General features: G+C 58.6%; 23 protein-coding genes, 4 tRNA genes and 1 riboswitch. Of the genes, 22 read left to right on the plus strand and 5 right to left on the minus strand.

Features of this window, described 5'->3' with window-relative positions:
• The first annotated feature begins 31 nt into the window (after positions 1 to 31).
• The 7 genes from ACYZTR_RS07810 (at position 32) to astE (ending at position 7,867) form a co-directional block, all read left to right on the plus strand.
• Entirely contained in the window at positions 32 to 1,252 is a 1,221-nt protein-coding gene (locus ACYZTR_RS07810; protein WP_461977784.1) for an aspartate aminotransferase family protein, read from the plus strand.
• Positions 1,253 to 1,450: 198 nt separating this feature from the next.
• Positions 1,451 to 2,470, plus strand: a complete 1,020-nt coding sequence (gene aruF / locus ACYZTR_RS07815) for an arginine/ornithine succinyltransferase subunit alpha (RefSeq protein ID WP_461977786.1) — start codon at positions 1,451 to 1,453, stop codon at positions 2,468 to 2,470.
• A gap of 84 nt (positions 2,471 to 2,554) precedes the next feature.
• Positions 2,555 to 3,580, plus strand: a complete 1,026-nt coding sequence (gene astA / locus ACYZTR_RS07820; RefSeq protein ID WP_461969345.1) for an arginine N-succinyltransferase — start codon at positions 2,555 to 2,557, stop codon at positions 3,578 to 3,580.
• Entirely contained in the window at positions 3,577 to 5,046 is a 1,470-nt protein-coding gene (gene astD / locus ACYZTR_RS07825; RefSeq protein ID WP_461979616.1) for a succinylglutamate-semialdehyde dehydrogenase, read from the plus strand. The genes astA and astD overlap by 4 nt, the downstream gene beginning before the upstream one ends.
• A 144-nt stretch (positions 5,047 to 5,190) precedes the next feature.
• Positions 5,191 to 6,537: an N-succinylarginine dihydrolase gene (gene astB, locus ACYZTR_RS07830; RefSeq protein WP_461977788.1), complete on the plus strand. Its 1,347-nt coding sequence runs from the start codon at positions 5,191 to 5,193 to the stop codon at positions 6,535 to 6,537.
• Between the two features lie 19 nt (positions 6,538 to 6,556).
• Positions 6,557 to 6,844, plus strand: coding sequence for a hypothetical protein (locus ACYZTR_RS07835; RefSeq protein ID WP_033056735.1), 288 nt, complete (start codon positions 6,557 to 6,559; stop codon positions 6,842 to 6,844).
• A gap of 12 nt (positions 6,845 to 6,856) precedes the next feature.
• Positions 6,857 to 7,867 carry a succinylglutamate desuccinylase gene (astE, locus tag ACYZTR_RS07840; RefSeq protein ID WP_461977790.1) on the plus strand — a complete coding sequence of 337 codons (1,011 nt, stop codon included), beginning with the start codon at positions 6,857 to 6,859 and terminating at the stop codon, positions 7,865 to 7,867.
• A gap of 130 nt (positions 7,868 to 7,997) precedes the next feature.
• On the opposite strand, the gene ACYZTR_RS07845 is transcribed toward astE, so the two are convergent.
• The gene (locus ACYZTR_RS07845; RefSeq protein WP_461977792.1) at positions 7,998 to 8,507 is read right to left on the minus strand and encodes a 6,7-dimethyl-8-ribityllumazine synthase; all 510 of its coding nucleotides are present in this window, start codon (positions 8,505 to 8,507) and stop codon (positions 7,998 to 8,000) included.
• 102 nt (positions 8,508 to 8,609) lie between these two features.
• A riboswitch (FMN riboswitch) is annotated at positions 8,610 to 8,780 on the minus strand.
• A gap of 194 nt (positions 8,781 to 8,974) precedes the next feature.
• Here ACYZTR_RS07845 and ltaE point away from each other — a divergent pair.
• The 7 genes from ltaE (at position 8,975) to ACYZTR_RS07880 (ending at position 14,934) form a co-directional block, all read left to right on the plus strand.
• On the plus strand, positions 8,975 to 9,979 hold the full coding sequence (ltaE, locus tag ACYZTR_RS07850) for a low-specificity L-threonine aldolase (RefSeq protein ID WP_461977794.1): 1,005 nt from the start codon (positions 8,975 to 8,977) through the stop codon (positions 9,977 to 9,979).
• A 146-nt stretch (positions 9,980 to 10,125) separates the two neighbouring features.
• On the plus strand, positions 10,126 to 12,744 hold the full coding sequence (alaS, locus tag ACYZTR_RS07855) for an alanine--tRNA ligase (RefSeq protein ID WP_461977796.1): 2,619 nt from the start codon (positions 10,126 to 10,128) through the stop codon (positions 12,742 to 12,744).
• A gap of 91 nt (positions 12,745 to 12,835) precedes the next feature.
• Entirely contained in the window at positions 12,836 to 14,077 is a 1,242-nt protein-coding gene (locus tag ACYZTR_RS07860) for an aspartate kinase (RefSeq protein WP_461977798.1), read from the plus strand.
• Between the two features lie 183 nt (positions 14,078 to 14,260).
• Entirely contained in the window at positions 14,261 to 14,449 is a 189-nt protein-coding gene (gene csrA / locus ACYZTR_RS07865) for a carbon storage regulator CsrA (protein WP_002554426.1), read from the plus strand.
• Positions 14,450 to 14,511: 62 nt separating this feature from the next.
• Positions 14,512 to 14,602, plus strand: a tRNA-Ser gene (locus tag ACYZTR_RS07870).
• A gap of 107 nt (positions 14,603 to 14,709) precedes the next feature.
• Positions 14,710 to 14,786: transfer RNA gene (locus ACYZTR_RS07875), tRNA-Arg, on the plus strand.
• A gap of 71 nt (positions 14,787 to 14,857) precedes the next feature.
• A tRNA-Arg gene (locus tag ACYZTR_RS07880) sits at positions 14,858 to 14,934 on the plus strand.
• A gap of 19 nt (positions 14,935 to 14,953) precedes the next feature.
• Here ACYZTR_RS07880 and ACYZTR_RS07885 read toward each other — a convergent pair.
• Positions 14,954 to 15,472, minus strand: coding sequence for a cell envelope protein SmpA (locus tag ACYZTR_RS07885; protein WP_461977800.1), 519 nt, complete (start codon positions 15,470 to 15,472; stop codon positions 14,954 to 14,956).
• Positions 15,473 to 15,791: 319 nt separating this feature from the next.
• Here ACYZTR_RS07885 and mgtE point away from each other — a divergent pair, with 319 nt between their 5' ends.
• Positions 15,792 to 17,234, plus strand: coding sequence for a magnesium transporter (mgtE, locus tag ACYZTR_RS07890; RefSeq protein ID WP_461977802.1), 1,443 nt, complete (start codon positions 15,792 to 15,794; stop codon positions 17,232 to 17,234).
• Between the two features lie 865 nt (positions 17,235 to 18,099).
• On the opposite strand, the gene ACYZTR_RS07895 is transcribed toward mgtE, so the two are convergent.
• On the minus strand, positions 18,100 to 18,426 hold the full coding sequence (locus ACYZTR_RS07895; protein ID WP_003178899.1) for an Arc family DNA-binding protein: 327 nt from the start codon (positions 18,424 to 18,426) through the stop codon (positions 18,100 to 18,102).
• Between the two features lie 110 nt (positions 18,427 to 18,536).
• Here ACYZTR_RS07895 and ACYZTR_RS07900 point away from each other — a divergent pair, with 110 nt between their 5' ends.
• Together ACYZTR_RS07900 and phnN are read left to right on the plus strand one after the other, a co-directional pair.
• Positions 18,537 to 18,692, plus strand: coding sequence for a hypothetical protein (locus tag ACYZTR_RS07900; protein WP_461977806.1), 156 nt, complete (start codon positions 18,537 to 18,539; stop codon positions 18,690 to 18,692).
• Positions 18,693 to 18,812: 120 nt separating this feature from the next.
• Positions 18,813 to 19,385, plus strand: coding sequence for a phosphonate metabolism protein/1,5-bisphosphokinase (PRPP-forming) PhnN (gene phnN / locus ACYZTR_RS07905; RefSeq protein WP_461977808.1), 573 nt, complete (start codon positions 18,813 to 18,815; stop codon positions 19,383 to 19,385).
• Here the strand turns inward: phnN and ACYZTR_RS07910 are convergent.
• Positions 19,360 to 19,539, minus strand: coding sequence for a PA3371 family protein (locus ACYZTR_RS07910; RefSeq protein WP_074879199.1), 180 nt, complete (start codon positions 19,537 to 19,539; stop codon positions 19,360 to 19,362). The two genes, phnN and ACYZTR_RS07910, sit on opposite strands and share 26 nt — an antisense overlap.
• A gap of 22 nt (positions 19,540 to 19,561) precedes the next feature.
• Positions 19,562 to 19,795: a hypothetical protein gene (locus ACYZTR_RS07915; protein ID WP_461977810.1), complete on the minus strand. Its 234-nt coding sequence runs from the start codon at positions 19,793 to 19,795 to the stop codon at positions 19,562 to 19,564.
• Positions 19,796 to 20,087: 292 nt separating this feature from the next.
• Here ACYZTR_RS07915 and ACYZTR_RS07920 point away from each other — a divergent pair.
• The 5 genes from ACYZTR_RS07920 to ACYZTR_RS07940 all read left to right on the plus strand — a co-directional run bounded on the left by ACYZTR_RS07920 (position 20,088) and on the right by ACYZTR_RS07940 (position 25,586).
• Positions 20,088 to 20,164, plus strand: a tRNA-Arg gene (locus tag ACYZTR_RS07920).
• A gap of 215 nt (positions 20,165 to 20,379) precedes the next feature.
• The gene (locus ACYZTR_RS07925) at positions 20,380 to 21,984 is read left to right on the plus strand and encodes a response regulator (protein WP_461977812.1); all 1,605 of its coding nucleotides are present in this window, start codon (positions 20,380 to 20,382) and stop codon (positions 21,982 to 21,984) included.
• Entirely contained in the window at positions 21,981 to 22,673 is a 693-nt protein-coding gene (locus tag ACYZTR_RS07930) for a sensor histidine kinase (RefSeq protein ID WP_461977814.1), read from the plus strand. The genes ACYZTR_RS07925 and ACYZTR_RS07930 overlap by 4 nt, the downstream gene beginning before the upstream one ends.
• 201 nt (positions 22,674 to 22,874) lie before the next feature.
• Positions 22,875 to 24,116, plus strand: a complete 1,242-nt coding sequence (locus ACYZTR_RS07935; RefSeq protein ID WP_461979618.1) for a glutamine synthetase family protein — start codon at positions 22,875 to 22,877, stop codon at positions 24,114 to 24,116.
• Positions 24,117 to 24,185: 69 nt separating this feature from the next.
• Entirely contained in the window at positions 24,186 to 25,586 is a 1,401-nt protein-coding gene (locus tag ACYZTR_RS07940) for an MFS transporter (RefSeq protein ID WP_461977816.1), read from the plus strand.
• Positions 25,587 to 25,592: the final 6 nt, after the last annotated feature.

Below are 25,592 nucleotides of genomic sequence, written 5' to 3' on the forward strand. Positions count from 1 at the left end.
TCAGGCGAGTGTTCCTCATCAGGAGACTCCGATGTCCGTTGAGCACGCTGCGGTACAACGCGCCGATTTCGACCAGGTAATGGTTCCCAACTACGCGCCTGCCGCTTTCATCCCTGTGCGTGGTGCCGGTTCCCGCGTCTGGGACCAGTCTGGCCGCGAGCTGATCGACTTCGCCGGCGGGATTGCCGTTAACGTATTGGGCCATGCGCACCCGGCGCTGGTCAGTGCCTTGACCGAGCAGGCGAACAAGCTGTGGCACGTCTCGAACGTCTTCACCAATGAGCCGGCCTTGCGCCTGGCGCATAAGCTGATCGACGCTACATTTGCCGAGCGCGCGTTCTTCTGCAACTCCGGCGCCGAAGCCAACGAGGCCGCCTTCAAGCTGGCCCGTCGTGTCGGTTTTGATCGTTTCGGCAGCGAGAAGTACGAAATCATCGCCGCGCTCAACAGCTTCCACGGCCGTACGCTGTTCACCGTGAACGTCGGTGGTCAGTCGAAGTATTCCGATGGCTTCGGTCCGAAGATCACCGGTATCACCCACGTGCCATACAACGATCTGGCCGCGCTGAAAGCCGCCATCTCCGACAAGACTTGCGCTGTGGTCCTGGAACCCATCCAGGGCGAGAGCGGCGTCATCCCGGCTGAGCTCGAGTACCTGCAAGGTGCCCGCGAACTCTGCACCGAGCACAACGCGCTGCTGATTTTCGACGAAGTGCAAACCGGTATGGGCCGCAGCGGCAAGCTGTTCGCCTATCAGCAGTACGGCGTGACGCCGGACATCCTGACCAGCGCGAAGAGCCTGGGCGGTGGTTTCCCGATCGCGGCGATGCTGACCACCGAAGACCTGGCCAAACACCTGGTCGTCGGCACCCACGGCACCACGTATGGCGGCAACCCGCTGGCGTGCGCTGTCGCTGAAGCCGTGATCGACGTCGTTAATACCCCTGAAGTGCTGGCCGGCGTCAACGCCAAGCACGACAAGTTCAAGGCTCGCCTGGAACAGATCGGTGAGAAGTACGGCCTGTTCACTCAGGTCCGTGGCATGGGCCTGTTGATTGGTTGCGTGCTGAATGATGCCTGGAAAGGCAAGGCCAAGGACATCTTCAACGCCGCTGAAAAAGAAGGCCTGATGATTCTGCAAGCCGGCCCCGACGTGGTTCGTTTCGCGCCTAGCCTGGTGGTTGAAGACGCTGATATCGATGCCGGTCTGGACCGTTTCGAACGCGCTGCGGCCAAACTGACTCAAGCCTGATAGACCGTCGACGCCTGACATTTCAGGCGTCGAACCCATTTTTATGCCGGACCCGCTCTCTGTAGGAGCGAAGCTTGCTCGCGAAGGGGTCGTGTCAGCCACCGTCATCAACGGCTGACACCGCCTTCGCGAGCAAGCTTCGCTCCTACAAGGGTTCGGCTTATTTCCCCCAAAAGAGTTTTGAAAAGGAGTGACACCATGCTGGTGATGCGCCCCGCGCAAATGGCTGATCTGGGCGAGGTACAGCGTCTGGCTGCGGACAGCCCGATTGGTGTCACTTCCTTGCCGGATGACGTTGAACGCCTGAGCGACAAGATCGCAGCAAGCGAAGCCTCGTTCGCCGCCGAAGTCAGCTTCAACGGTGAAGAGAGCTATTTCTTCGTCCTCGAAGACACCGCCACCGGCAAACTGGTGGGCTGTTCGGCCATCGTTGCGTCGGCCGGTTATTCCGAGCCGTTCTACAGTTTTCGTAATGAAACCTTTGTGCACGCCTCTCGCGAGCTGAAGATTCATAACAAGATTCACGTGCTCTCCCAGTGCCACGACCTGACCGGCAACAGCTTGCTGACCAGTTTTTACGTGCTGCCGGAACTGGTGGGTTCTGCCTGGTCGGAGCTCAATTCCCGTGGTCGCTTGCTGTTTGTGGCCAGCCATCCTGAGCGTTTTGCCGATTCCGTGGTGACCGAGATCGTCGGCTACAGCGACGAAAATGGCGATTCGCCGTTCTGGGATGCCATTGGCCGTAATTTCTTCGACCTCAACTACGCCGCTGCAGAGCGTCTGTGCGGTCTGAAGAGCCGGACGTTCCTGGCGGAATTAATGCCGCATTATCCGATCTACGTGCCGCTGCTGCCGGATACCGCTCAAGAAGCGATGGGCCAGGTGCACCCACGAGCGCAGATCACCTTCGACATCCTGATGCGCGAAGGCTTCGAGACCGATCACTACATCGACATTTTCGACGGCGGTCCGACCCTGCACGCCCGTGTCTCGGGGATCCGTTCGATCGCCCAGAGCCGTGTGGTCCCGGTGAAAATCGGTGAGCCGGTCAAAGGCGCCGGTCGTCAATACCTGGTGGCCAACGCGCAGTTGCAGGATTACCGCGCGGTATTGCTCGAGCTCGATTACGCGCCGGGCAAACCCGTGACCCTGGATCTTGAAGCGGCCGAAGCCCTGGGCGTCGGTGAAGGTGCCAGCGTGCGCCTGGTGGCGGTTTGACGACTGCTGCCACGCCTGGAAAAGAATGCTTAGAAAGCAGCGAAGTTTCACGGGTGGCGCAAGCGGCCCGTTTGAGGAGATAGCATGATCGTTCGTCCCGTACGCAGCAGCGATTTACCCGCTCTGATCGACCTGGCCCGCAGCACCGGCACCGGCCTGACCACGTTGCCGGCCAACGAAGAACGTCTGGCCCATCGGGTCGGCTGGGCCGAGAAGACCTTTCGCGGCGAAGCCGGGCGCGGTGATGCGGACTACCTGTTCGTACTCGAAGACGATGACGGTCGCGTGGTGGGCATTTCTGCCATCGCTGGCGCCGTTGGCCTGCGTGAGCCTTGGTACAACTTCCGGGTTGGCCTGACCGTCAGCGCTTCCCAGGAACTGAACATCTACCGCGAAATCCCGACGCTGTTCCTGGCCAACGACCTGACCGGTAACTCCGAGCTGTGCTCGCTGTTCCTGCACGCCGACTACCGCACCGGCCTCAACGGTCGCATGCTGGCCAAGGCGCGGATGCTGTTCATCGCCGAGTTCCCGCAGCTGTTCGGTAACAAAATCATTGCCGAGATGCGCGGCATGTCTGACGAAGCCGGGCGTTCGCCGTTCTGGGAAAGCCTGGGCCGACACTTCTTCAAGATGGAATTCAGCCAGGCCGATTACCTGACCGGTGTAGGCAACAAGGCGTTTATCGCCGAATTGATGCCGAAATTTCCGTTGTACACCTGCTTCCTGTCGCCGGATGCGCGCAACGTGATCGGCCAGGTTCATCCGGACACCGAGCCGGCCCTGGCCATGCTCAAGAGCGAAGGCTTCAGCTATCAGGGCTACGTCGACATCTTCGACGCCGGTCCTGCGGTGGAGTGCGAAACCGGCAAGATCCGCGCAATTCGCGACAGCCAGGCGCTGGTGCTGGCCATCGGCACGCCGGGTGACGACGCCACACCGTTCCTCATTCATAACCGCAAACGCGATGACTGCCGGATCACTGCTGCGCCTGCACGTTTCGCCGCCGGCACGCTGGTGGTCGATCCGCTGACTGCCAAACGTCTTCAACTCAACGCCGGCGATCAAGTGCGCGCCGTTCCGTTGTCCGCTGCCAGGGAGTCGAAATAATGAATTCGCTATACATCGCAGGTGAATGGCTGGCCGGCCAGGGTGAAGCCTTCCAGTCGCTGAATCCGGTGAGTCAGCAAGTACTGTGGACTGGCGAGGGCGCTACTGCCGCTCAGGTTGAATCGGCCGTGCAAGCTGCGCGCCAGGCATTCCCGGGCTGGGCCCGGCGTACCCTGGAAGAACGCATTACAGTGCTGGAGGCGTTTGCCGCCGCGTTGAAAAATCACGCTGATGAACTGGCCCGCACCATTGGTGAGGAAACCGGCAAACCCCTGTGGGAAGCGGCGACCGAAGTCACCAGCATGGTCAACAAAATAGCGATCTCTGTGCAGAGCTACCGCGAACGTACCGGCGAGAAGAGCGGCCCATTGGGCGACGCCACCGCCGTGCTGCGCCACAAGCCACACGGTGTGGTTGCGGTGTTCGGGCCTTACAACTTCCCTGGCCATTTGCCGAACGGTCACATCGTGCCGGCGCTGCTGGCCGGTAACAGTGTGCTGTTCAAACCAAGCGAACTGACGCCGAAAGTCGCCGAGCTGACCGTCAAGTGCTGGATCGAAGCCGGTCTGCCGGCAGGCGTGTTGAACCTGCTGCAAGGCGCTCGCGAGACCGGTATCGCCCTGGCGGCGAACCCGGGCATCGACGGTTTGTTCTTCACCGGTTCCAGCCGCACCGGCAATCACCTGCACCAGCAGTTTGCCGGTCGTCCGGACAAGATCCTCGCGCTGGAAATGGGCGGTAACAACCCGCTGGTCGTTGATCAGGTCGCAGACCTCGATGCTGCCGTTTACACCATCATCCAGTCGGCGTTCATTTCTGCCGGTCAGCGTTGCACCTGTGCCCGCCGCTTGCTGGTGCCGCAGGGCGCCTGGGGCGACACACTGCTGGCGCGTCTGGTGGCGGTCAGCTCGACGATTGAAGTCGGCGCGTTTGATCAGCAACCGGCACCGTTCATGGGCTCGGTGATTTCCCTTGGTGCTGCGAAAGCCCTGATGGATGCGCAGGAGCATCTGCTGGGCAACGGCGCCGTGGCGCTGCTGGAAATGACTCAACCACACGCTCAAGCCGCCTTGCTGACCCCAGGCATTCTGGACGTGACGGCCGTGGCTGATCGTCCTGATGAAGAGCTGTTCGGCCCGCTGCTGCAAGTGATCCGCTACGCTGATTTTGAAGCGGCGATCGCTGAAGCCAACGACACCGACTATGGCTTGGCGGCCGGTCTGCTGTCGGATTCCGAAGCACGTTATCAGCAGTTCTGGCTGGAAAGCCGTGCTGGCATCGTCAACTGGAACAAGCAGCTGACCGGTGCGGCAAGCAGCGCGCCATTCGGTGGTGTCGGCGCCTCGGGCAACCACCGCGCCAGCGCCTACTACGCGGCAGATTACTGCGCGTACCCGGTGGCTTCGCTGGAAACGCCGAACCTGACCTTGCCAACCGCACTAACCCCTGGCGTGCGCATGTCGTAAGACCGCTTTCGCGGGCAAGCCTCGCTCCTACGGGATTGTGCAAAACCTGTAGGAGCGAGGCTTGCCCGCGATGGCCGCAACCCGGTCGCACTGAACAGTTAGTTACTGAAGCCTATAACAACAGATTCTCGTGGAGCCTCGCTGATGAAATCCTATGAAGTCAATTTTGACGGTCTAGTGGGGCCGACCCATAACTACGGCGGCCTGTCCTACGGTAATGTCGCGTCCCAAAGCAACAGCCAGCAGTCTTCGAACCCGAAGGAAGCCGCGCTGCAAGGCCTGGCGAAAATGAAATCGCTGATGGAAATGGGCTTTCAGCAGGGCGTGCTGGCACCACAGGAACGCCCGGACATGGCAGCCCTGCGTCGCTTGGGTTTCAGCGGCACCGACGCTCAGGTGATCGAGCAAGCTGCCAAAGAAGCCATGCCGCTGCTGGTTGCCAGTTGCTCGGCATCGAGCATGTGGGTGGCCAACGCCGCCACTGTCAGCCCGAGTGCCGACACTGCCGACGGTCGCGTGCATTTCACCGCCGCCAACCTCAATTGCAAATACCACCGCAGCATCGAACACCCGACCACCAGTCGCGTGCTGGGGGCTATGTTCGCTGACCAGAAGCACTTCGCACACCACGCCGCATTGCCAGCCGTGGCGCAGTTCGGGGACGAAGGTGCAGCCAACCACACCCGTTTCTGCCGTGAGTACGGCGAAGCAGGCGTCGAGTTCTTCGTGTTCGGTCGCAGCGCGTTCGACACCCGTTACCCGGCACCGCAGAAATACCCGGCCCGCCAGACCCTCGAAGCCTCCCAGGCGGTTGCCCGCCTGCACGGCTTGAGCGATGACGGCGTGGTCTACGCCCAGCAGAACCCTTCGGTGATCGATCAGGGCGTGTTCCACAACGATGTGATCGCGGTGGGTAATGGCGAGGTGCTGTTCTATCACGAGGATGCGTTCCTCGACACCGAGCAGATGCTCGCTGAATTGCAAAGCAAACTCGCCAAAGTCGGTGGGAAATTTCAGTCGATCTGCGTACCTCGTTCCGCGGTAACCGTGGAAGACGCCGTTCGTTCCTACCTGTTCAATAGCCAACTGCTGTCGCGTCCTGACGGCTCGATGCTGTTGATCGTGCCGGAAGAATGCCGTGGCAACGCGCGTGTCTGGCAGTACCTGCAAGGTTTGACCAGCTCCGGCGGGCTGATTCGCGAAGTGAAAGTGTTCGATTTGAAGCAGAGCATGCAGAACGGCGGTGGCCCGGCTTGCCTGCGACTGCGCGTCGCGCTCAACGAAACCGAACTGGCGGCCGTCAACCCAGGGGTTATCATGACGGCACCGTTGTACGGCACGCTGACCGAATGGGTCGACAAGCACTACCGCGACCGCATGACCGAAAACGATCTCGCGGACCCGCAATTGCTGCTTGAGTGCCGGACGGCACTGGATGAACTGACGCAAATCCTTAAACTGGGCGCGGTTTATCCCTTCCAGATCAATTGAACGTCGAGAGCGAAAAAAAATGAGCGATACCCTGCAGCTGATCCTTGAAGACACCGACGGCACGCAACTGGAAACTTCCTGCACCCGCGTCGCGGTCATGTGGCAAGGCAAAGAGCTGTGGATTCAGCAAGACGGCCGCGGCCAACTGCTGATCGGCGTGGACGTCGAAGAAGGTGACGCTGAATACGCAAACCTGCTGCTGCGCCCATTGGCGACTAATCTGGTAAGTCTGCAACTGGAAATGGAACCGGCTGAGGTCGGTGACGAAGACCACGTGCACGGCCCGGATTGCGCACACGACCACTAAGGAAACCGCTCTATGCTCGCCCTCGGCAAACTGCTTGAACTGACCCTCGCCGGCCGCGAACCGGCGGAGAAGACTCAACTGACTGTCGAAGGCGTACGCATGCGCTGGTTGAGCGAAGGTGCGCTGGAAGTCCGGCCACCGCAAGCGAGCGACCAAGGTCTGGACCTGCTGCTATCGGCCGGCATCCACGGCAACGAAACAGCGCCGATCGAATTGCTCGATCGCCTGTTGCATGACATCGCCCGCGGCGACTTGAAACCGCGCGCACGTATTCTGTTCCTGTTCGGCAACCCGGAAGCGATTCGCAAAGGCGAGCGTTTCATCGAGCAGGACGTCAACCGGCTGTTCAACGGCCGTCACGAACAAACCAGCGGCTCCGAAGCCCTGCGCGCTTGTGAACTGGAGCGACTGGCGGCGAGCTTCTTCAGCTTGCCGGACCGTAATCGTCTGCACTACGACCTGCACACGGCCATTCGCGGTTCGAAAATCGAGCAGTTCGCACTGTATCCCTGGAAAGAAGGCCGTCAGCATTCACGCCTGGAACTGGCGCGGCTGCGCGCTGCCGGCATGGAAGCGGTGCTGCTGCAGAACAAGCCGTCCATCGTCTTCAGCTCCTATACCTACGACAAGCTCGGTGCCGAGTCCTTTACCCTCGAGCTGGGTAAGGCGCGGCCCTTCGGGCAGAACGACGGGGTCAACGTCGATCTGCTGGAAACCCGCCTCAAACAGATTATCGAAGGCAGCGAGCCGGCCCAGACCGAAGAGGCGCTGGACGGTTTGCAGCTGTTTAGTGTGGCGCGAGAAATCATCAAGCACAGCGATAGCTTCCGCCTGAACCTGCCAGTGGACATCGAGAACTTTTCGGAGCTGGAAGTGGGTTATCTGCTGGCCGAAGACATCGCCCAAACCCGGTGGATCATTGAGGAAGAGGGTGCCCGGATCATCTTCCCGAACCCCAAGGTCAAGAACGGCCTGCGCGCCGGCATCCTGATTGTGCCGACCACCGACGAAAACCTCGCCTGACAAACACCGCAGCCTCAACATCAAACCCATGTGGGAGCGAGCTTGCTCGCGATAGCGGTGTATCAGTCAACACAGTCGTCGACTGACAGTCCGTCATCGCGAGCAAGCTCGCTCCCACAGGTTTTGCTGTTTAGACGGCTACCGCACGAGGCTCATTACGACGCAATGCACGCATCTTGTGCAGTGTATCCGCACACGTCTTCGCCGCTTCCTGGCCTTTATGCACGAAATGCTCGAAGAAGAATTTCTGATGTTCTTCGCCGGCATGGAAGTGGTGCGGGGTCAGGACTACCGAGAACACCGGCACTTCGGTTTCCAGTTGAACTTGCATCAGGCCGCTGATTACCGACTGGGCGACGAATTCGTGGCGGTAGATCCCGCCGTCGACCACCAGGCCTGCCGCGACGATGCCGGCATAACGACCGGACTTGGCCAGCAGCTTGGCGTGCAGCGGAATTTCAAAGGCGCCGCCGACTTCGAAGAAGTCGATCTCCGACTCCTGATAACCCTGAGCAATCATTTCGGCCACAAAGCCCTTACGGCTCTGATCGACGATTTCTTTGTGCCAGCAGGCCTGGATGAACGCAACGCGCTCGCCCTGATGGTTTTTGCTTTTGCTATCGATTGCGGTGGGTTGCATGTTCTGACTCCTGTTTATGTAAAAAACAGGGCATATGAATCGAAAGGGATTTAAGGGTACGCACGCTCGCACGAATTCCTGCGGACGGCCCTTTGGCGCCAATCCCGTTCTCTCTTCATCCGGACTATGACCGTCGGCCCCGGGATCACACCGGGTCTGCTGACCTTGCCGCCATCACAGCCATTGCCGTGCCTGTCGCCAAGCGCTCGCGGGCTATGCGCATTGCGCGCAATTACCGCCGGTGGGGAGTTGCACCCCGCCCTGAGAACGTTTTGCCGCCAGATTGTTAGGCGGCGAAGCTTTTTTAACACATATTTCTCACCTATGCATTGCTGCTATCTGATGATTGCTATCGACTTTTTCGTCAGTTCAAAAACCTTTTCCTACTCAAGGGTTGATTATTCGTCGGCGTGACCGCAGTAATTCCTTACTGAAAGGGATTTCCCCTGCTTACCGAGGCCAGATTCATGAGCGTTATCGATCTTCGCAGCGACACCGTCACCCAACCGACCGCAGGGATGCTCGACGCGATGGCCGCAGCAGCCACCGGTGATGACGTTTACGGTGAAGATCCGACGGTCAATCGTCTCGAAGCCGAGCTTGCAGATCAGTTGGGTTTTGCGGCGGCGCTGTTCGTTCCGACGGGCACCATGAGCAATCTGCTGGGCTTGATGGCCCATTGCGAACGCGGTGACGAGTACATCGTCGGCCAGCAGGCTCACACTTATAAGTATGAAGGCGGCGGTGCAGCGGTGCTCGGTTCGATCCAGCCGCAGCCACTGGAGGTGCAGGCGGATGGTTCGCTGGACCTGGCGCACGTCGCGGCCGCGATCAAACCGGATGACTTTCACTTCGCCCGCACCCGTCTGCTGGCACTGGAAAACACCATGCAGGGCAAAGTCCTGCCGTTGGAATATCTGGCCCGGGCCCGCAGTTTCACCCGTGAGCACGGGCTGGCGTTGCACCTTGACGGCGCGCGGCTGTACAACGCGGCGGTCAAGCTGGGTATCGATGCCCGAGAGATCACTCAGTATTTCGATTCCGTCTCGGTCTGCCTGTCCAAGGGCCTGGGCGCGCCGATCGGTTCGGTGCTGTGTGGTTCGGCCGAGTTGATCGGCAAGGCGCGGCGTCTGCGCAAGATGGTCGGCGGCGGTATGCGCCAGGCCGGAATTCTGGCGGCGGCAGGTTTATACGCGCTGGATAATAATGTTCAGCGTCTGGCCGACGACCACGCCAATGCCCAATTGATGGCCGAAGGCCTGCGAGCCGCGGGTTACGAGGTCGAGCCGGTGCAGACCAACATGGTTTACGTGGCGATGGGCGACAAGGCCGAAGCCATCAAGACCTTTGCCGCCGAGCGGGGCATCAAACTCAGCGCTGCCGGCCGCCTGCGCATGGTCACGCACATGGACGTCAACCGCGCTCAAATCGAGCAGGTCGTCGCGACATTCGTCGACTTTTCTCGCAACTGACCGAGTTAGCGGACCAATTGACTGTTTGTAACGTACAAACACACTGTACCTGGTCACTAACGCCGATATAATGCGGCCCTTTGCCGTCGCTTCGTCTGTTGACGTTTCGCACAGGCCTTTGGCCGCAGCCTCCGTGGAAGAACCTAATGAAAAGCGCAGAAATCCGTGAAGCCTTCCTTCGCTTCTTCGAAGAGCAAGGGCACACCCGTGTAGCCTCCAGCTCTTTGATTCCGGGCAACGACCCAACCCTGCTGTTCACTAACGCGGGGATGAACCAGTTCAAGGACTGCTTCCTGGGCCAGGAAAAGCGCGCGTACACCCGTGCGACAAGCAGCCAGAAATGCGTGCGTGCCGGTGGCAAGAACAGTGACTTGGAAAACGTCGGTTATACCGCTCGTCACCACACGTTTTTTGAAATGCTGGGTAACTTCAGCTTCGGCGATTATTTCAAGCACGACGCGATCACCTACGCCTGGACCTTCCTGACCGGTGTCCTGAAACTGCCCAAGGAAAAACTGTGGGTAACGGTCTATGCCTCGGATGACGAGGCCTATGACATCTGGACCCAAGAAATCGGTGTGCCAGCCGAGCGCATGATTCGCATCGGCGACAACAAGGGCGCGCCGTACGCGTCTGACAACTTCTGGACCATGGGCGATACCGGCCCGTGCGGCCCTTGCACCGAGATTTTCTACGATCACGGCGACCACATCTGGGGCGGCCCACCGGGTTCGCCAGAAGAAGATGGCGACCGTTACATCGAGATCTGGAACAACGTGTTCATGCAGTTCAACCGTACCGCCGACGGCGTGTTGCACCCGCTGCCAGCGCCGTCGGTAGACACCGGCATGGGCCTGGAGCGGATCAGTGCGGTGATGCAGCATGTTCACTCCAACTATGAAATCGATCTGTTCAAGAACCTGCTGAGCGCTTCGGCCAAGGCGATTGGCTGCAGCAACGATGACCAGTCTTCGCTCAAGGTTGTCTCCGACCACATCCGTTCGTGCGGTTTCCTGATTGCCGACGGCGTATTGCCATCCAACGAAGGCCGCGGCTATGTACTGCGCCGGATCATTCGTCGCGCTTGCCGTCACGGTAACAAGCTGGGCGCGACCGGTAGCTTCTTCTACAAGATCGTCGCGGCGCTGGTTGCCGAGATGGGCGAAGCCTTCCCGGAACTCAAGCAGCAACAGGCCAATATCGAGCGCGTGCTCAAGGCCGAAGAAGAGCAGTTCTCCAAGACCCTGGAGCACGGCCTGAAGATTCTCGAGCAGGATCTGCTGGAACTTAAAGGCACCGTGGTGCCGGGCGACGTGGTGTTCAAGCTGTATGACACCTACGGTTTTCCGATGGACTTGACCGCTGACATCGCTCGCGAACGCAACCTGACGGTCGACGAAGCCGGCTTCGAGCGCGAAATGGAAGCCCAGCGTGTGCGGGCGCGTTCGGCCAGCTCGTTCGGCCTGGACTACAACACGCTGGTCAAAGTTGACGTGGCGACCGAGTTCACCGGCTACAAGGCCACCATTGGTTCGGCCAAAATTGTCGCTATCTATAAAGAAGGCCGGTCGGTCGACGTATTAAGTGAAGGCGAAGAGGGCGTGATTGTTCTCAATCAGACGCCTTTCTATGCTGAGTCTGGCGGCCAGATCGGCGATTGCGGCTATCTGCAAGTCGGCAGCAGCCGTTTCGACGTGCGCGATACCACCAAAACGGGTGGCGCCTTCTTGCATCACGGCGTGCTGGCGTCGGGCAGCCTGACCATCGGTGCGCCGGTAGAGACGCATGTTGATGCTGAAGTGCGTCACGCGACTTCGTTGAACCACTCGGCGACTCACTTGCTGCACGCGGCATTGCGTCAGGTGCTGGGCGAGCACGTTCAGCAGAAAGGCTCGTTGGTCGACAGTCAGCGCCTGCGCTTTGACTTCAGCCACTTCGAAGCCATCAAACCTGAGCAGTTGAAGGCGCTGGAAGACATCGTCAACGCCGAGATTCGCAGGAACTCCGAAGTTGAAACCGAAGAAACCGATATCGAAACCGCCAAGCAGAAGGGCGCCATGGCGCTGTTCGGCGAGAAGTACGGCGACAATGTGCGCGTGCTGAGCATGGGCGGCGATTTCTCCGTCGAGCTGTGCGGTGGTATCCACGCCAGCCGTACCGGCGACATCGGTCTGCTGAAAATCATCAGCGAAGGCGGTGTGGCTTCCGGCGTGCGTCGTATCGAAGCGGTCACCGGCGCCGCGGCGCTGGCATACTTGAACGCTGCTGAAGAACAACTCAAGGAAGCGGCCAACCTGGTCAAGGGTAGCCGCGACAACCTGATCGACAAGCTGTCGGCTGTGCTGGAGCGCAACCGTCTGCTGGAGAAGCAACTCGAGCAGTTGCAGGCCAAGGCTGCCAGCGCGGCGGGCGACGATCTGTCGGCTTGCGCCCTGGACGTCAAAGGCGTGAAAGTGCTGGCCGTGCGTCTGGACGGTCAGGACGGCAAGGCGCTGCTGGCGCTGGTCGATCAACTGAAAAACAAACTCGGCCGCGCAGTGATCCTGCTCGGCAGTGTCCATGAGGAAAAGGTCGTTCTGGTTGCAGGCGTAACCAAAGACCTGACTGGCCAACTCAAAGCCGGTGATTTGATGAAGCAAGCCGCTGCGGCAGTGGGCGGGAAGGGCGGTGGTCGTCCAGACATGGCGCAGGGCGGTGGTGTAGACGCTGGCGCACTGGATGCGGCATTGGCCCTGACTGTTCCATTTGTAGAGCAGGGTTTATAAGGCAGTGTGTCCGGCCCGCAGTCTAGTGGCGGGCCTTATCGCTGTTTGAGTGATTATTTGGGCGCCCTTCATGGGCAGAGGCGGCTTTGAAATGGCTTTGATCGTACAGAAATTTGGAGGCACCTCGGTCGGCACTGTCGAGAGAATCGAGCAGGTCGCCGACAAGGTTAAGAAATTCCGCGAGGCCGGCGATGACCTGGTGGTTGTGCTGTCTGCAATGAGCGGTGAAACCAACCGTCTGATCGATCTGGCCAAGCAAATCAGTGGCGACGGCCAACCGGTTCCTCGTGAGCTGGATGTGATCGTCTCCACCGGTGAGCAGGTGACGATTGCGCTGTTGGCCATGGCGCTGATCAAGCGCGGCGTGCCAGCGGTGTCTTACACAGGCAGTCAGGTGCGGATTCTGACGGACAGCGCTCACAACAAAGCGCGTATCTTGCAGATTGATGAACAGAAGATTCGCGGTGACCTGAAGGCCGGTCGTGTGGTCGTTGTTGCCGGTTTCCAGGGCGTCGACGAACACGGCAACATCACCACCCTCGGTCGTGGCGGTTCCGACACCACCGGTGTGGCACTGGCGGCAGCCTTGAAGGCTGACGAATGCCAGATCTACACCGATGTCGACGGCGTCTACACCACCGACCCGCGTGTGGTGTCCGTGGCTCAGCGCCTGGACAAGATTACCTTCGAAGAGATGCTGGAAATGGCCAGCCTCGGTTCCAAGGTGTTGCAGATCCGTGCGGTGGAATTCGCCGGTAAGTACAACGTTCCGCTGCGCGTACTGCACAGCTTCAAGGAGGGTCCGGGCACCCTCATTACTATTGATGAAGAGGAAACCATGGAACAGCCGATCATTTCCGGCATCGCTTTCAACCGCGATGAAGCCAAGCTGACCATCCGTGGCGTGCCAGACACCCCGGGCGTTGCATTCAAGATTCTCGGCCCGATCAGCGGCGCGAACATCGAAGTCGACATGATCGTGCAGAACGTTGCGCACGATAACACCACCGACTTCACCTTCACCGTGCACCGCAATGACTTCCAGGCAGCGCAAACCGTGCTGGAAAACACCGCTCGCGAGATCGGTGCCCGTGAAGTCGTTGGTGATATCAAGATAGCCAAGGTGTCGATCGTCGGTGTCGGCATGCGTTCCCACGCAGGCGTGGCCAGCCGCATGTTCGAATCCCTGGCCAAGGAAAGCATCAACATCCAGATGATCTCGACCTCGGAGATCAAAGTCTCCGTAGTGATCGAAGAGAAGTATCTGGAACTGGCTGTGCGCGCTCTGCACACGGCTTTCGAACTGGACGCGCCGGCCCGTCAGGGCGAGTGATGCGTTTGCAAGGGCGCGGCCTGACCGCGCCCTTTGTTTTTTTGAATGGTGCGACCCGAAGCTGTTCTTTTGCTCGCGCTAGTCAATACTCAGGCATGTAGGGCTGCGATCGCTCCGGTTGTAGGTCGAGTGCCTTTTTTTGCAGACTGTTGTCCCTGAAATGAAATGCGTGAGGAGAAAGGTATGCTGATTCTGACTCGTCGGTGCGCAGAAAGCCTGATTATTGGTGATGGCGAAATCACCGTGACCGTGCTCGGCGTCAAAGGAAATCAAGTGCGCATCGGTGTCAACGCCCCGAAAGAGGTTGCTGTCCACCGTGAGGAAATTTACCTGCGTATAAAGAAAGAGAAGGACGAAGAACCAAGCCATTAATTTTTATCGTTTTTTATGTTTGCAAACGGGGAAGAAGCTGGTTAACATACGCCCCGTGTTGCGGAGAGCTGGCCGAGTGGCCGAAGGCGCTCCCCTGCTAAGGGAGTACACCTCAAAAGGGTGTCGGGGGTTCGAATCCCCCGTTCTCCGCCATTATTTGCGTAGTACGTTGTAATCTGGTTTCTTCGGTAAGTTGTTGAAATTACTAGAAAAAGCGCTTTACAAAAAGATTCAACGGCCTATAATGCGCGGCAACAAATGCACTCGTAGCTCAGCTGGATAGAGTACTCGGCTACGAACCGAGCGGTCACAGGTTCGAATCCTGTCGAGTGCACCATTTAAGAGTTGTTTGCAGCAATGTGAATGACTTGGCTTCAACCAGTTGTGATCTGGTATAAAAACACAAATGCACTCGTAGCTCAGCTGGATAGAGTACTCGGCTACGAACCGAGCGGTCACAGGTTCGAATCCTGTCGAGTGCACCAAACACCAAAAAGCCTGCGTTTAACGCGGGCTTTTTGCCGTCTGGGATTTGGCTTTTCCTTTGGTGCATCCTTTCTCATCGAACTCGACGTGTGCGCTACGACCTCGCTTGGTGTCGTAACGGTAGCTCGTCGCTGAATTACGAATACTGATCTTGTCTGGCTTGCCAAGGGCGCTCTCGACGTCCTGTTGACTCATGCCGGCGACAACCCGCTGATTGATGATGGCTTCGCGGCGTTCCCTGGCGCTGATCAGGTTTCCACATTTGTCCTCGGTCCGGCCGACGACAGTCGGATCTCTCCTTTTTATTTTCATGCCTGATGTTTCACGAATCTCGGCTTCCGGCATAAGAGCAGTCGTGCTGCCTGGCGTGAAGGTGCGCACATCCTGAAGCGAAAGGCTGTCTCCGGCCGCACAGCTCAACGTAGTGAAGGTAATGCGCCCGTTGGCCGCTTCGCAGCGGTGAACGGTCGTGGCCAGCGCCCAGGGCGAGGGGCAGAGCAGGGCGATCAATAAAAAATAATGTGCATTCGATGGCATTAAACGTCCTCCATGACGGTCCATCTCAAGGGTAGTCGCTACATTTTTTGGCTGTGGTGTGTTTTTTTTCAGGATGAGTCGTCGCAATTTGACGACTCAGGACAGCGCTCAAGTTTGTCTTGCAAGCGCTTGTTTCAGCCACGATTTTTTAACGATTAAAACCGTCGGGCGGTGTATCATTGCGCCCGTCAGCCCCGCCGGGGCTTGTGGAATACCTCCATGGACTTACCCAGTAGTGACTCAGTATCCCGTTTTTCCAATCATGAATTGACTGATTGATCCTTCCGGCGTGCCCCGCTGCTGGGAGTGGAGTTCGCCTATGTCTGAAGTTGAAGTAAAGAAAACGCAGGAAAGCTTGCAGGACCGCCTCGCTCAAGTTGTTGAGCTGCTGCAGCGTCAGCGGGTGGTCGAAGACCTGACTCATCGCCAGGAAGGTCCGCATCACGACCGGGTCGAAAACCTGGTTCACCGGCAAAACCTCGTCGAGTTGCAACGCAAGCTCGATGATTTGCACTCCGCCGACGTCGCCTACATCCTTGAAGCCTTGCCGCTGGACGATCGTCTGATGCTCTGGCAATTGGTCAAGGCCGATCGCGACGGCGACATTCTGCTCGAAGTATCCGATTCGGTTCGTGAAACGCTGATCGCCGACATGGACGATCACGAGCTCCTGGCTGCGGCCAAGGACATGGACGCCGATGAACTTGCTGACCTGGCCTCCGAGCTGCCGCGAGACGTCGTTCACGAGCTGATGGAAACCCTCGATGGTCAACAGCGTGAGCGCGTACGCTCTGCGTTGTCCTACGATGAGGAACAGGTCGGTGCGCTGATGGACTTCGAGATGGTGACGATCCGTGAGGACGTCAGTCTCGAAGTGGTTTTGCGTTACCTGCGCCGCCTCAAGGAGCTGCCGGGCCACACGGACAAATTGTTCGTGGTCGATTACGACGGTGTCCTCAAGGGCGTGTTGCCAATCAAGCGTTTGCTGGTAAACGACCCGGAAAAACAGGTTTCTGAAGTCATGGCCAGCGACCCGGTGAGTTTTCACCCGGACGAAGACGCCTATGACGCTGCTCAGGCGTTCGAACGTTACGACTTGATCTCGGCGCCTGTGGTCGACAAGAACGGCAAGTTGATCGGCCGTCTGACCATTGATGAAATGGTCGACCTGATTCGTGAAGAGAGCGAAAACGAAGTTCTCAACATGGCGGGTCTGCGCGAAGAAGAAGATATTTTTGCATCAGTCTGGAAATCCCTGCGTAACCGTTGGGCCTGGTTGGCCGTGAACCTGATCACCGCGTTTATCGCATCCAGGGTGATCGGTCTTTTCGAAGGCTCCATCGAGAAACTGGTGGCGCTGGCGGCATTGATGCCGATCGTGGCCGGTATCGGTGGCAACTCGGGTAACCAGACGATCACCATGATTGTTCGGGCCATGGCGCTGGATCAGGTCAGCACCGGCAATACTTCGCGCCTGATGCGCAAGGAATTGGCGGTAGGTCTGATCAATGGCCTGGTCTGGGGCGGTGTGATCGGCGTGGTCGCCTACCTGCTGTATGGCAGTTGGTCTCTGGGTGTGGTGATGACGGCCGCCATGACGCTTAACCTGTTGCTGGCGGCACTGGCGGGCGTGTTGATTCCCATGACCCTGGCGCGGCTGGGGCGCGATCCGGCGATGGGCGCCAGTGTGATGATCACCGCCATGACGGACAGTGGCGGATTCTTCATCTTTCTCGGGCTGGCGACAATCTTCCTGCTCTGACGTGCTGACGTTAAAAACCCGCCAATCGGCTTAATGCTGTTCACTTAGGCTCGGGGCTTCAGGCGGACCTACACATTGGTGGTGGGGGCTGATTGGGGGCTTTGATTTGGGGTATATCCGTCATTTAGGTGATGGCTGAGGGCGGTTTCGCTTTTACAGCGAGTCACTTGGAGAAGCCCCAAGTAACCAAGGGCTCCTGCCCCTGACGTTCGGTGCCTCGCTCAGGCTCGGCATGCCCTCGCTCCGGTCCTGCTCCGTGGGCCCGCCGCCATCGGCCATCCATGGCCGGGGGCGGCTAACCCGGCATCCATGCCGGGTTGCCCACTGCGCAGAACCTCCACTCGGCCTCTCGAGGGGGCGGGTACCGCAAAAACCAAAGCGAGGCGGCCTACCGGCCGGCCTGGCTTCAAGTGAACGCATTTCCCTATAGGAGCCGTGAGCGAAGCGAGGCTGTGATCTTTTGATCTTGCCGTTGCTGTTGCTTTACTTTGGCTTCAGATCTGCCGCCCCTTTTCCCAGAGGCCGAACGCAGGCGTTGCGCAGGGGGCACCGCGGCAAGGATGCCGCGGTAGCCGCCCCCGGCCATGGATGGCCGATGGCGGCGGGCCCCCGGAGCAATGCCGGAGTGAGGGCATGCCGAGCCTAAGCGAGGCACCGAATGGCGGGGCAAAGCGCTTTGGTTACTTTCGCGCTTTTCGAAAGTGACTCGCTGTAAAAGCGAAACCGCCAGCAGCCGTGACCGCAGAAACGGATATGTACCCCAACCTTAAATGAACAGCATTACGCCAATCAGCGAGTTTTTTTATGCCCGAATTTCAGGCAAAAAAAAGCCAGCGATTAAGCTGGCTTGAGTGTTCGGAATGAATCAGGAAGCGTCTGCGGCCATTTCGGCATCATGCGCAATCAGCGAAACAAGAGCGTTCTGCTGACGGTGGGAGAGTTGGCGGAAGCGTTGCAGCAGTTCACGTTCGTGCAATGACAGCTCCGGGCTGTCCAGGCGCATGCTCAATTCTTCGCCCAGCGCGCCTTCCTGAATAAGGCTCTGCTCAAGGCGCGCGATGATTTCGGAGTTCATGCTGCGATGATGATTGCGAGCCACCTCGGCAATGCGTTCACGCATTCCGTCTGGCAGACGTACGACGAACTTGTCAGCCGTACGGCTGGAATAAATTGCCTGTTTCAATGGGCGCATATATTTAACCGGTTAGTTCAGGGGAGCGGTTCTCGGGATTGGCCGCAGGATGTCTGTTAGGACAAGCGCTCTGGCCAAATGTTCAACCTGAATTGATAGGGGCTCGCATCATGCCTCAAAGCAGCCAGTTCATTGGCGTCAATTCTGTGACAAATATTGAACTGGATAAAGGCTTTATGCCAGCACCGATTATCAGAAATGCGGACTGGTTTGAAAAGATTGCTCTGGTCCGTTTGACTGATCGCATCCTCTTGGCCGACAGGTGATGTCCGAAGACGCCTGAAGGTGCATGCTGTGCGGATTCGATCAGTGTTCCCTATTTGTACAGGATAGTGGCAAATGGCCGATTTACTAGGGGCAGGCGTGCAGTGGGAGGCTATTTCAGGATGGATGGCAGGCTGATCTACTTGATGGGGCCTTCTGGGTCCGGCAAAGACAGTCTCATCGAAGCCGCTCGAGAACCTTTGCAGATGCTCAATTGTGATGTGGTGCGTCGGTTCATCACGCGGTCGGCCGAATCAGTGGGTGAGGATGCGATCGGGGTTTCCCGGGAAGCGTTCGAGCGACACAGATTCGAGGGCGATTTCGCGCTGTGCTGGAACGCCAATGGCTTGGATTACGGTATTCCGATCGAAATAGATCAATGGCTCAATGACGGTCGACATGTCCTCGTCAACGGCTCCCGCGGCCATCTGGCTGAGGCGCTGCACCGATATCCAACCCTGTTGCCGGTTCTGTTGACGGTCAAGAATAAAGTCCTGCGAGAACGATTGCTGCGCCGTGGTCGCGAGAGTCTTGCGGAGATTGAAGCGAGGCTCCATCGCAATGGGTTATTCACGGCAGCGGGTTCAGTTGGTGGCACTCAGCTCCATCGACTCGACAATTCAGGCGAACTGGCCACCACAGTTGCCAATCTGCTGAACCTGTTGAGGGTTAACGCAGTACCGGATCGAACTTGATCTTGCGCCCGGCAATCAGTGCCAGCACAAATAGCGCACCGAATACGCCGCAGGCGATCAGGGGCAAGGTAACGACCGTGTCCTGGACCACTGATAGATGAAGAATGCCGCTCAGTAAGGCGAGGATGAAAAATCCAGCGGCTGATTTGGACATGCGGTGCTCCTGATGGGGTCATTCAAAATACCAAACGTTCGGAAGACTGAGCTGGCAGCAGGATGCCTTCCAGGCTCACCTCTTGGCTGACAAAGCTGCGCGCATCGCTCATAACCGCCAATTGAGGCGTCTTTTGCATTTGAAGGTAATGAGGCACGCGTTGGGCAACTGGCTCAGCACCGCTCTCGGGGACAAATGGAAAGCCCAACAGAATCGCCAGGGCGATCGCGTTCGAGAGTAAAAGGGCGCTGTTCATGAGGCTGGCCTCCGTTGTTCTGTGAGCACAGCTCAAGCAGCCCGCATGCCAAGAGTCTAGCGGCAATTAAACGCTTTAAAAGCAATGTATTAAGTTATTTGTGCGAGGTGTTTGCATTGCATTTTGCAATGATCACTTTTTACGCTGATGCAATTTGCACGGTAAACAAAGCTACGCCTCGGCAAGGCGTGTGCCTACACTTAAAAAGCCAACGGACGACATGACAAACGCAGGCCTGCCCGTTAACATGCACGCCGTCCATCGCAACGCGTTTTCTTCGTGGTCGACCAGTGTCTCAGTAGCTCAATTGGATAGAGCATCCCCCTCCTAAGGGGAAGGCTGGCAGTTCGAACCTGCCCTGGGACACCATATATTTGAAGCCCCACTCAGAGTGATCTGGTGGGGCTTTTTTGTGCACAAATAAATGCAGCGCCCTTTCTTCAAGAGAACTGTTGATCCGGCCGATAACCCAAATGGTCACTTCAGACTCGCACGAAATCGTTTGATAACGGTGGCCTCCGGCTATCATCAGCGCGCCCGAAAATGCCCTCGGTTCATCCTCTTCAATTGCCTGGAAATCTTCGATGCTGTCGTACCACCAAAAGCGTTTTTTGATCGTCGATGATTTCTCGGATTTCCGCAGTTCCGTCAGGTCCATGCTGCGCGAGCTGGGCGTCAAGGATGTCGACACCGCCGACACCGGTGAACAGGCGCTGCGTATGTGTTCGCAGAAGGCCTACGATTTCATCCTGCAGGACTTTCACTTGGGGGATGGCAAGAAGAACGGTCAGCAGGTGCTTGAAGACCTGATGATCGAGAAGCTGATCAGTCATGAAGCCGTGTTCGTCATGGTCACCGCCGAGACCAGTCAGGCAATGGTGCTCAGTGCGTTGGAACACGAACCCGATGCGTACCTGACGAAACCGTTCAACCGTTCCGGCCTGGCTCAACGTCTGGAGCGGCTGGAGCAACGCAAGACGTTGCTCAAGCCGATCCTGCAAGCCCTTGACCGGGGCAAGCCGGTTGAAGTGCTCAATGCCTGCATCGCCTTGTGCAAGCAAGACATCCGCTACTCGCCGTTGTGCCTGCGCTATCGCGCCGATGCCCTGCGCGACCTGAATCAGAACGAGGCGCTGGAGCGTCTCTACGACAGCATCATTGCTGATCGGCCTTTGCCGTGGGCGTTTGCTGGTCTGGGCAAATTGCTGTTCAAGCGCGGCCAGGTCGTTCAGGCCAAGGGCGTCTACGAAAAAGCCCTGAAAGTGTTCCCGATGATGCCGGCGCTCTATGACGGCATGGCCGATGTGTTGGTCGCTGAAGGAGACTCCAAGGCTGCCCAGAACGTATTGGAGGAGGCGATTCGACTGTCGCCGCTGGCGGTGCGTCGGCAAGCGCTGCTGGGCAAGTTGGCGATGGCCAATGAAGATTTTGACACCGCCTCCAAAGCCTATCGTCAGGCCGTTGCGCAGGGCGCGCAGTCACGTTTCAAGGATGCGGAGAGCAACCTGGGCCTGGCCCACGCCTTGATCAGCAAAGGTAGCGAAAAAGGCCTGGATACCCGGACCCGCCTGGAAATCAATACGACGCTGAGTGCGGTGGCCAAGGAAAACCCTACCGATCCAGGTCTGCAGATTCGTGCGCGGCTGATGAAAGCCACCAGCCTGCTGCTTAACGATGCCGAAACCGCCGAGAAGCTCACCGAGCAGGCAATGATGCGCCTCGATGGCATGGAGCAGTTCATGAGTGCCGAAGCGGCGCTGCTGGTGGCCAAGCAACTGCAGATGCTTGGGCAGGCCAGCGCCGGTGCCTCGATGCTGAAAAACTGCGCGGAAATCTACGGCGACGACCCGGCGGTGATGAAGGGGATCGCCAAGCTGACCGACGATCCGAGCATTCTCAATTCCGGCAACGCCGCTGCCGACCTCAACCGTCAGGGCGTGCGGGTATACAAGACCGGCAACCTGGTGGACGCGCGGCAGGTGTTCCGCAAAGCCCTGGCGATGCAGCCGAAAAACATCAGTATCGCGCTGAACATGGCGCAGTCGCTGCTGCACGGCACCGACACCAGTGTGCCTTCGGCGGAGCTGGAGGAATGTCGGGCCTGCCTGAAAATGGTCGGCCTGATGCCTGACACCGATGCGCGTTATTCCCGTTATCAGAAGCTGCGAAGCAAGGCGTTTGGCGAATGAACGACAGCGAACAGGCACTCGATTTTTCCACGGTGATTGCCTCCACCGTGCACGACATGAAGAACTCCCTGGCCATGCTGATGCAGGCCCACAGCCAATGGTTGGCGCGCTTGCCGGATCCGCAGCAGCACACCCCGGAGCAGGGCGTGATCGAATTCGAGTTCGCGCATCTCAATGGCATGCTGGTGCAGTTGCTGGGGCTGTATAAACTCGGCGTCAACCAGATGCCGTTGCAACCGGCCTACCATGAGCTGGATGATTTCATCGAAGCGCAACTGGCGGCGCATCAAGACGTGTTCGCCAGTCGCGGCATTATGGCGACCTATGAAGTGGACCCGTTGAGCCCGCTGGGCTTCTTCGACCGGGAGCTGATTGCGTCGGTGCTGGCCAATAGCATCAACAACGCCATTCGTTACGCCCGCCACGCGGTGTTGATCAGCGTCAGCGATGAAGCCGGGCAATGGGTGCTGACCGTCAACGACGATGGTGAGGGTTATCCACCCGAGATGATCGAGCGTCAGGCCGATTACGTGCAGGGCATCAACCACAGCAGCGGAAGCACTGGCCTGGGCCTGTACTTTGCAGGGCGGATTGCCGCACTTCATCAGCGCAATGGCGTGGGCGGACGCACCGACATCAGTAATGGCGGCCCGTTGGGTGGCGCAGTGTTCAACCTCTATCTGCCCTGACCGGTTCTTTTTGTTGGCCGCTGCTTGATATTCCGAACAGGTGGAGCCTATTTTGTACGCGTCGCCGTTCGCGGCTTGCATAACAAAAAGGATTGCGTCATGACAACCGATGGCCATTGTTCACTCGCGGAGCGATTGACGGGCATTGATGAGATTGAATGTGTCACGCCGGACTTGAATGGCGTACCCCGTGGCAAGGTAATGACCGCCGAAGGCTTTCTCGAAGGGCGGCGTTTGCAGATGGCGCGGGGGGTGCTGCTGCAATGCATCATGGGCGGATATCCGCCAGCGCGCTTTTACGGCAGCGATGATGGTGACCTGGCGCTGGTGCCCGATCCCGCACAGATCCATCGCTTGCCCTGGAGCACACAGCCGCGAGCCTTGGCCATTTGCGATGCGGATGAGCTGACCGGCGAAAGCTCGTCTCTGTCCACCCGTGGTCAACTCAAGGCCGTAATCGCGCGTTATGCGGCCCTCGGCCTGGCGCCGGTAGTGGCGACCGAGCTGGAATTCTTTGTCTTTGCGCCTAACACCGACCCTACTCAACCGTTCCAGCCGCCACTGGGTCTGGACGGTCGTCGCGAAGACGGTCTTTCGGCGTTCAGTGTCAGTTCCAATAACGGCTTGCGGCCGTTCTTCAGTGAAGTCTACGCATGCATGGCGGCCCTGGGTTTGCCGCGCGATACCTTCATGCATGAAATGGGCGTCAGCCAGTTTGAGATCAACCTGCTGCACGGCGACCCGCTGCTGTTGGCCGACCAGACTTTCCTGTTCAAGCATCTGCTTAAAGAAGTCGCGCTCAAGCATGGCCTGACCGTGGTCTGCATGGCCAAGCCGCTGGCGCACACGCCGGGCAGTTCGATGCATATTCACCAGAGCATTGTCGAGATCGGCAGCGGGCGTAACGTGTTCAGTGACAAGGCCGGTGAGCCGACCGCGACCTTCCGTCATTTCATCGCGGGTCAGCAGGCCGGCATGGCGGATTTCACGGCGCTGTTCGCGCCGAACGTGAACTCTTATCAGCGCTTGTGTCATCCCTTCGCATCGCCGAATAATGCCTGCTGGTCCCACGACAACCGTGCGGCCGGATTGCGTATTCCGGCCAGTTCACCCGCCGCTCGTCGGGTCGAGAACCGCTTGCCGGGGGCCGATGCAAATCCGTACCTGGCGATCGCCGCCAGTCTCGCCGCAGGGTTGTATGGCATTGAACACACACTGGAGCCGAGCGAGGCGATCCAGGGCGAATTTGAAGTGCCGGATAATCTATCGTTGCCGTGTACCTTGCATGCCGCTATTGAGCGTCTGAAACGTAGTCAATTGGCGAAGGAACTGTTTGGCAAGGAGTTCATCGAAGGCTACGTCGCTTCGAAGACTATGGAGTTGACCAGCTTCTTTGATGAAATTACTCCCTGGGAGCGCCGTGTCCTGGCTGCTCAGGCCTGACGTTCCATCGTCTTCGGGCTACTTTTCGGGTAGCCCGATTCTCACTGCAAGGAGCCGCTCGGAACGCCGATGCGCCAAATCTGGAAACCCTTTCGAGCGCTTTATTTTGCCTCGCTGATGATGTTGATCGGCTCTGGCTTGTTGAGTACTTACCTGGCCTTGCGCCTGGCCGCCGACCGCGTCGACAGCCTGTGGGTCGGTGCGTTGATGGCGGCCAACTATTTCGGCCTGGTGCTGGGTGGCAAGATCGGCCATCGGCTGATTGCCCGAGTCGGGCATATTCGAGCCTATTCAGCCTGCGCCGGGATTGTCGGCGCGGCGGTGCTGGGCCATGGCCTGGTGGACTGGTTGCCTGCCTGGATCTTCCTGCGGGTCATCGTCGGCCTCGGGATGATGTGCCAGTACATGGTCATCGAAAGCTGGCTCAATGAGCAGGCCGAAGCCAAGCAACGTGGCATCGTTTTCAGCGGCTACATGATCGCCTCGTACCTGGGGCTGGTGTTGGGTCAACTGATCCTGGTCATGCACCCGTCGCTGGGCTTGGAACTGTTGATGTTGGTCGCTCTATGCTTTGCCCTGTGTCTGGTGCCGGTGGCCCTGACCCAGCGGATTCACCCGGCGGCGTTGCACCCCGCGCCGATGGAGCCGCGATTTTTTATCAAGCGCGTGCCGCAATCGTTGAGCACGGTGCTTGGGGCAGGGCTGATCGTCGGTTCGTTCTACGGCCTTGCGCCGCTGTACGCCTCGCAGCAAGGCTTGTCCACGGAGCAGGTCGGTCTGTTCATGGGTAGCTGCATTTTCGCCGGTCTGGTGGTGCAGTGGCCGCTGGGTTGGCTGTCCGATCGTTATGACCGGGCACTGTTGATCCGTTGTTTTGCATTTAGCCTGGCGCTGGCTGCATTGCCACTGGCGATCATCAAGCAAGTGCCGCTGGAGGTGCTGTTTATAGCCGGGTTTTTCTGTTCGTTGGTGCAGTTCTGCCTGTATCCACTGGCAGTGGCGTTTTCCAACGACCACGTCGAGGGTGACCGGCGGGTGTCCCTGACGGCGATGTTGCTGGTGACCTACGGTGTGGGCGCGAGCATCGGGCCGTTGGTGGCCGGGGTACTGATGAAAATGTTCGGCAGCCACATGCTCTATGCTTTCTTCAGTTTTTTCGCGCTGGTGCTGGTGTGGCGGATTCGCCCGAAAGCGGTAACCAACCTGCATCAGGTGGACGATGCACCGCTGCATCACGTCGCCATGCCGGACAGCATGTCGAGTTCGCCACTGGTGGCTTGCCTTGACCCGCGTGTCGATGAGCAGGTGGTGCAGGAGCAGATGCACAACCCGATCAACCCGGAGCCGGAGCCGGAACCCGAGCCCGAGCCGGAACCGGAACCGGAACCCGAGCCGGACACCGAAACGGAACCACCTCCAGAAGACCCTGACGCAGAGCGCGAGCAAAGTTTCACCGAGGCCAGGCCTTAAAATGCA

It is taken from the genome of Pseudomonas sp. Hz4, from assembly GCF_054898165.1.

What these genes read in the sequence shown, in the direction of transcription:
- astA (WP_461969345.1), top strand. Translation starts at nt 2,555, where the DNA reads ATGATCGTTCGTCCCGTACGCAGCAGCGATTTACCCGCTCTGATCGAC.
- ACYZTR_RS07910 (WP_074879199.1), bottom strand. Translation starts at nt 19,539, where the DNA reads ATGTCCAAATCAGCCGCTGGATTTTTCATCCTCGCCTTACTGAGCGGC.
- mgtE (WP_461977802.1), top strand. Translation starts at nt 15,792, where the DNA reads ATGTCTGAAGTTGAAGTAAAGAAAACGCAGGAAAGCTTGCAGGACCGC.
- phnN (WP_461977808.1), top strand. Translation starts at nt 18,813, where the DNA reads ATGGATGGCAGGCTGATCTACTTGATGGGGCCTTCTGGGTCCGGCAAA.
- ACYZTR_RS07940 (WP_461977816.1), top strand. Translation starts at nt 24,186, where the DNA reads ATGCGCCAAATCTGGAAACCCTTTCGAGCGCTTTATTTTGCCTCGCTG.
- astB (WP_461977788.1), top strand. Translation starts at nt 5,191, where the DNA reads ATGAAATCCTATGAAGTCAATTTTGACGGTCTAGTGGGGCCGACCCAT.
- ACYZTR_RS07900 (WP_461977806.1), top strand. Translation starts at nt 18,537, where the DNA reads ATGCCTCAAAGCAGCCAGTTCATTGGCGTCAATTCTGTGACAAATATT.
- ACYZTR_RS07885 (WP_461977800.1), bottom strand. Translation starts at nt 15,472, where the DNA reads ATGCCATCGAATGCACATTATTTTTTATTGATCGCCCTGCTCTGCCCC.
- astE (WP_461977790.1), top strand. Translation starts at nt 6,857, where the DNA reads ATGCTCGCCCTCGGCAAACTGCTTGAACTGACCCTCGCCGGCCGCGAA.
- ACYZTR_RS07915 (WP_461977810.1), bottom strand. Translation starts at nt 19,795, where the DNA reads ATGAACAGCGCCCTTTTACTCTCGAACGCGATCGCCCTGGCGATTCTG.
- csrA (WP_002554426.1), top strand. Translation starts at nt 14,261, where the DNA reads ATGCTGATTCTGACTCGTCGGTGCGCAGAAAGCCTGATTATTGGTGAT.
- ACYZTR_RS07845 (WP_461977792.1), bottom strand. Translation starts at nt 8,507, where the DNA reads ATGCAACCCACCGCAATCGATAGCAAAAGCAAAAACCATCAGGGCGAG.
- ACYZTR_RS07860 (WP_461977798.1), top strand. Translation starts at nt 12,836, where the DNA reads ATGGCTTTGATCGTACAGAAATTTGGAGGCACCTCGGTCGGCACTGTC.
- aruF (WP_461977786.1), top strand. Translation starts at nt 1,451, where the DNA reads ATGCTGGTGATGCGCCCCGCGCAAATGGCTGATCTGGGCGAGGTACAG.
- ACYZTR_RS07930 (WP_461977814.1), top strand. Translation starts at nt 21,981, where the DNA reads ATGAACGACAGCGAACAGGCACTCGATTTTTCCACGGTGATTGCCTCC.
- alaS (WP_461977796.1), top strand. Translation starts at nt 10,126, where the DNA reads ATGAAAAGCGCAGAAATCCGTGAAGCCTTCCTTCGCTTCTTCGAAGAG.
- ACYZTR_RS07925 (WP_461977812.1), top strand. Translation starts at nt 20,380, where the DNA reads ATGCTGTCGTACCACCAAAAGCGTTTTTTGATCGTCGATGATTTCTCG.
- ACYZTR_RS07810 (WP_461977784.1), top strand. Translation starts at nt 32, where the DNA reads ATGTCCGTTGAGCACGCTGCGGTACAACGCGCCGATTTCGACCAGGTA.
- ACYZTR_RS07935 (WP_461979618.1), top strand. Translation starts at nt 22,875, where the DNA reads ATGACCGCCGAAGGCTTTCTCGAAGGGCGGCGTTTGCAGATGGCGCGG.
- ltaE (WP_461977794.1), top strand. Translation starts at nt 8,975, where the DNA reads ATGAGCGTTATCGATCTTCGCAGCGACACCGTCACCCAACCGACCGCA.
- ACYZTR_RS07895 (WP_003178899.1), bottom strand. Translation starts at nt 18,426, where the DNA reads ATGCGCCCATTGAAACAGGCAATTTATTCCAGCCGTACGGCTGACAAG.
- ACYZTR_RS07835 (WP_033056735.1), top strand. Translation starts at nt 6,557, where the DNA reads ATGAGCGATACCCTGCAGCTGATCCTTGAAGACACCGACGGCACGCAA.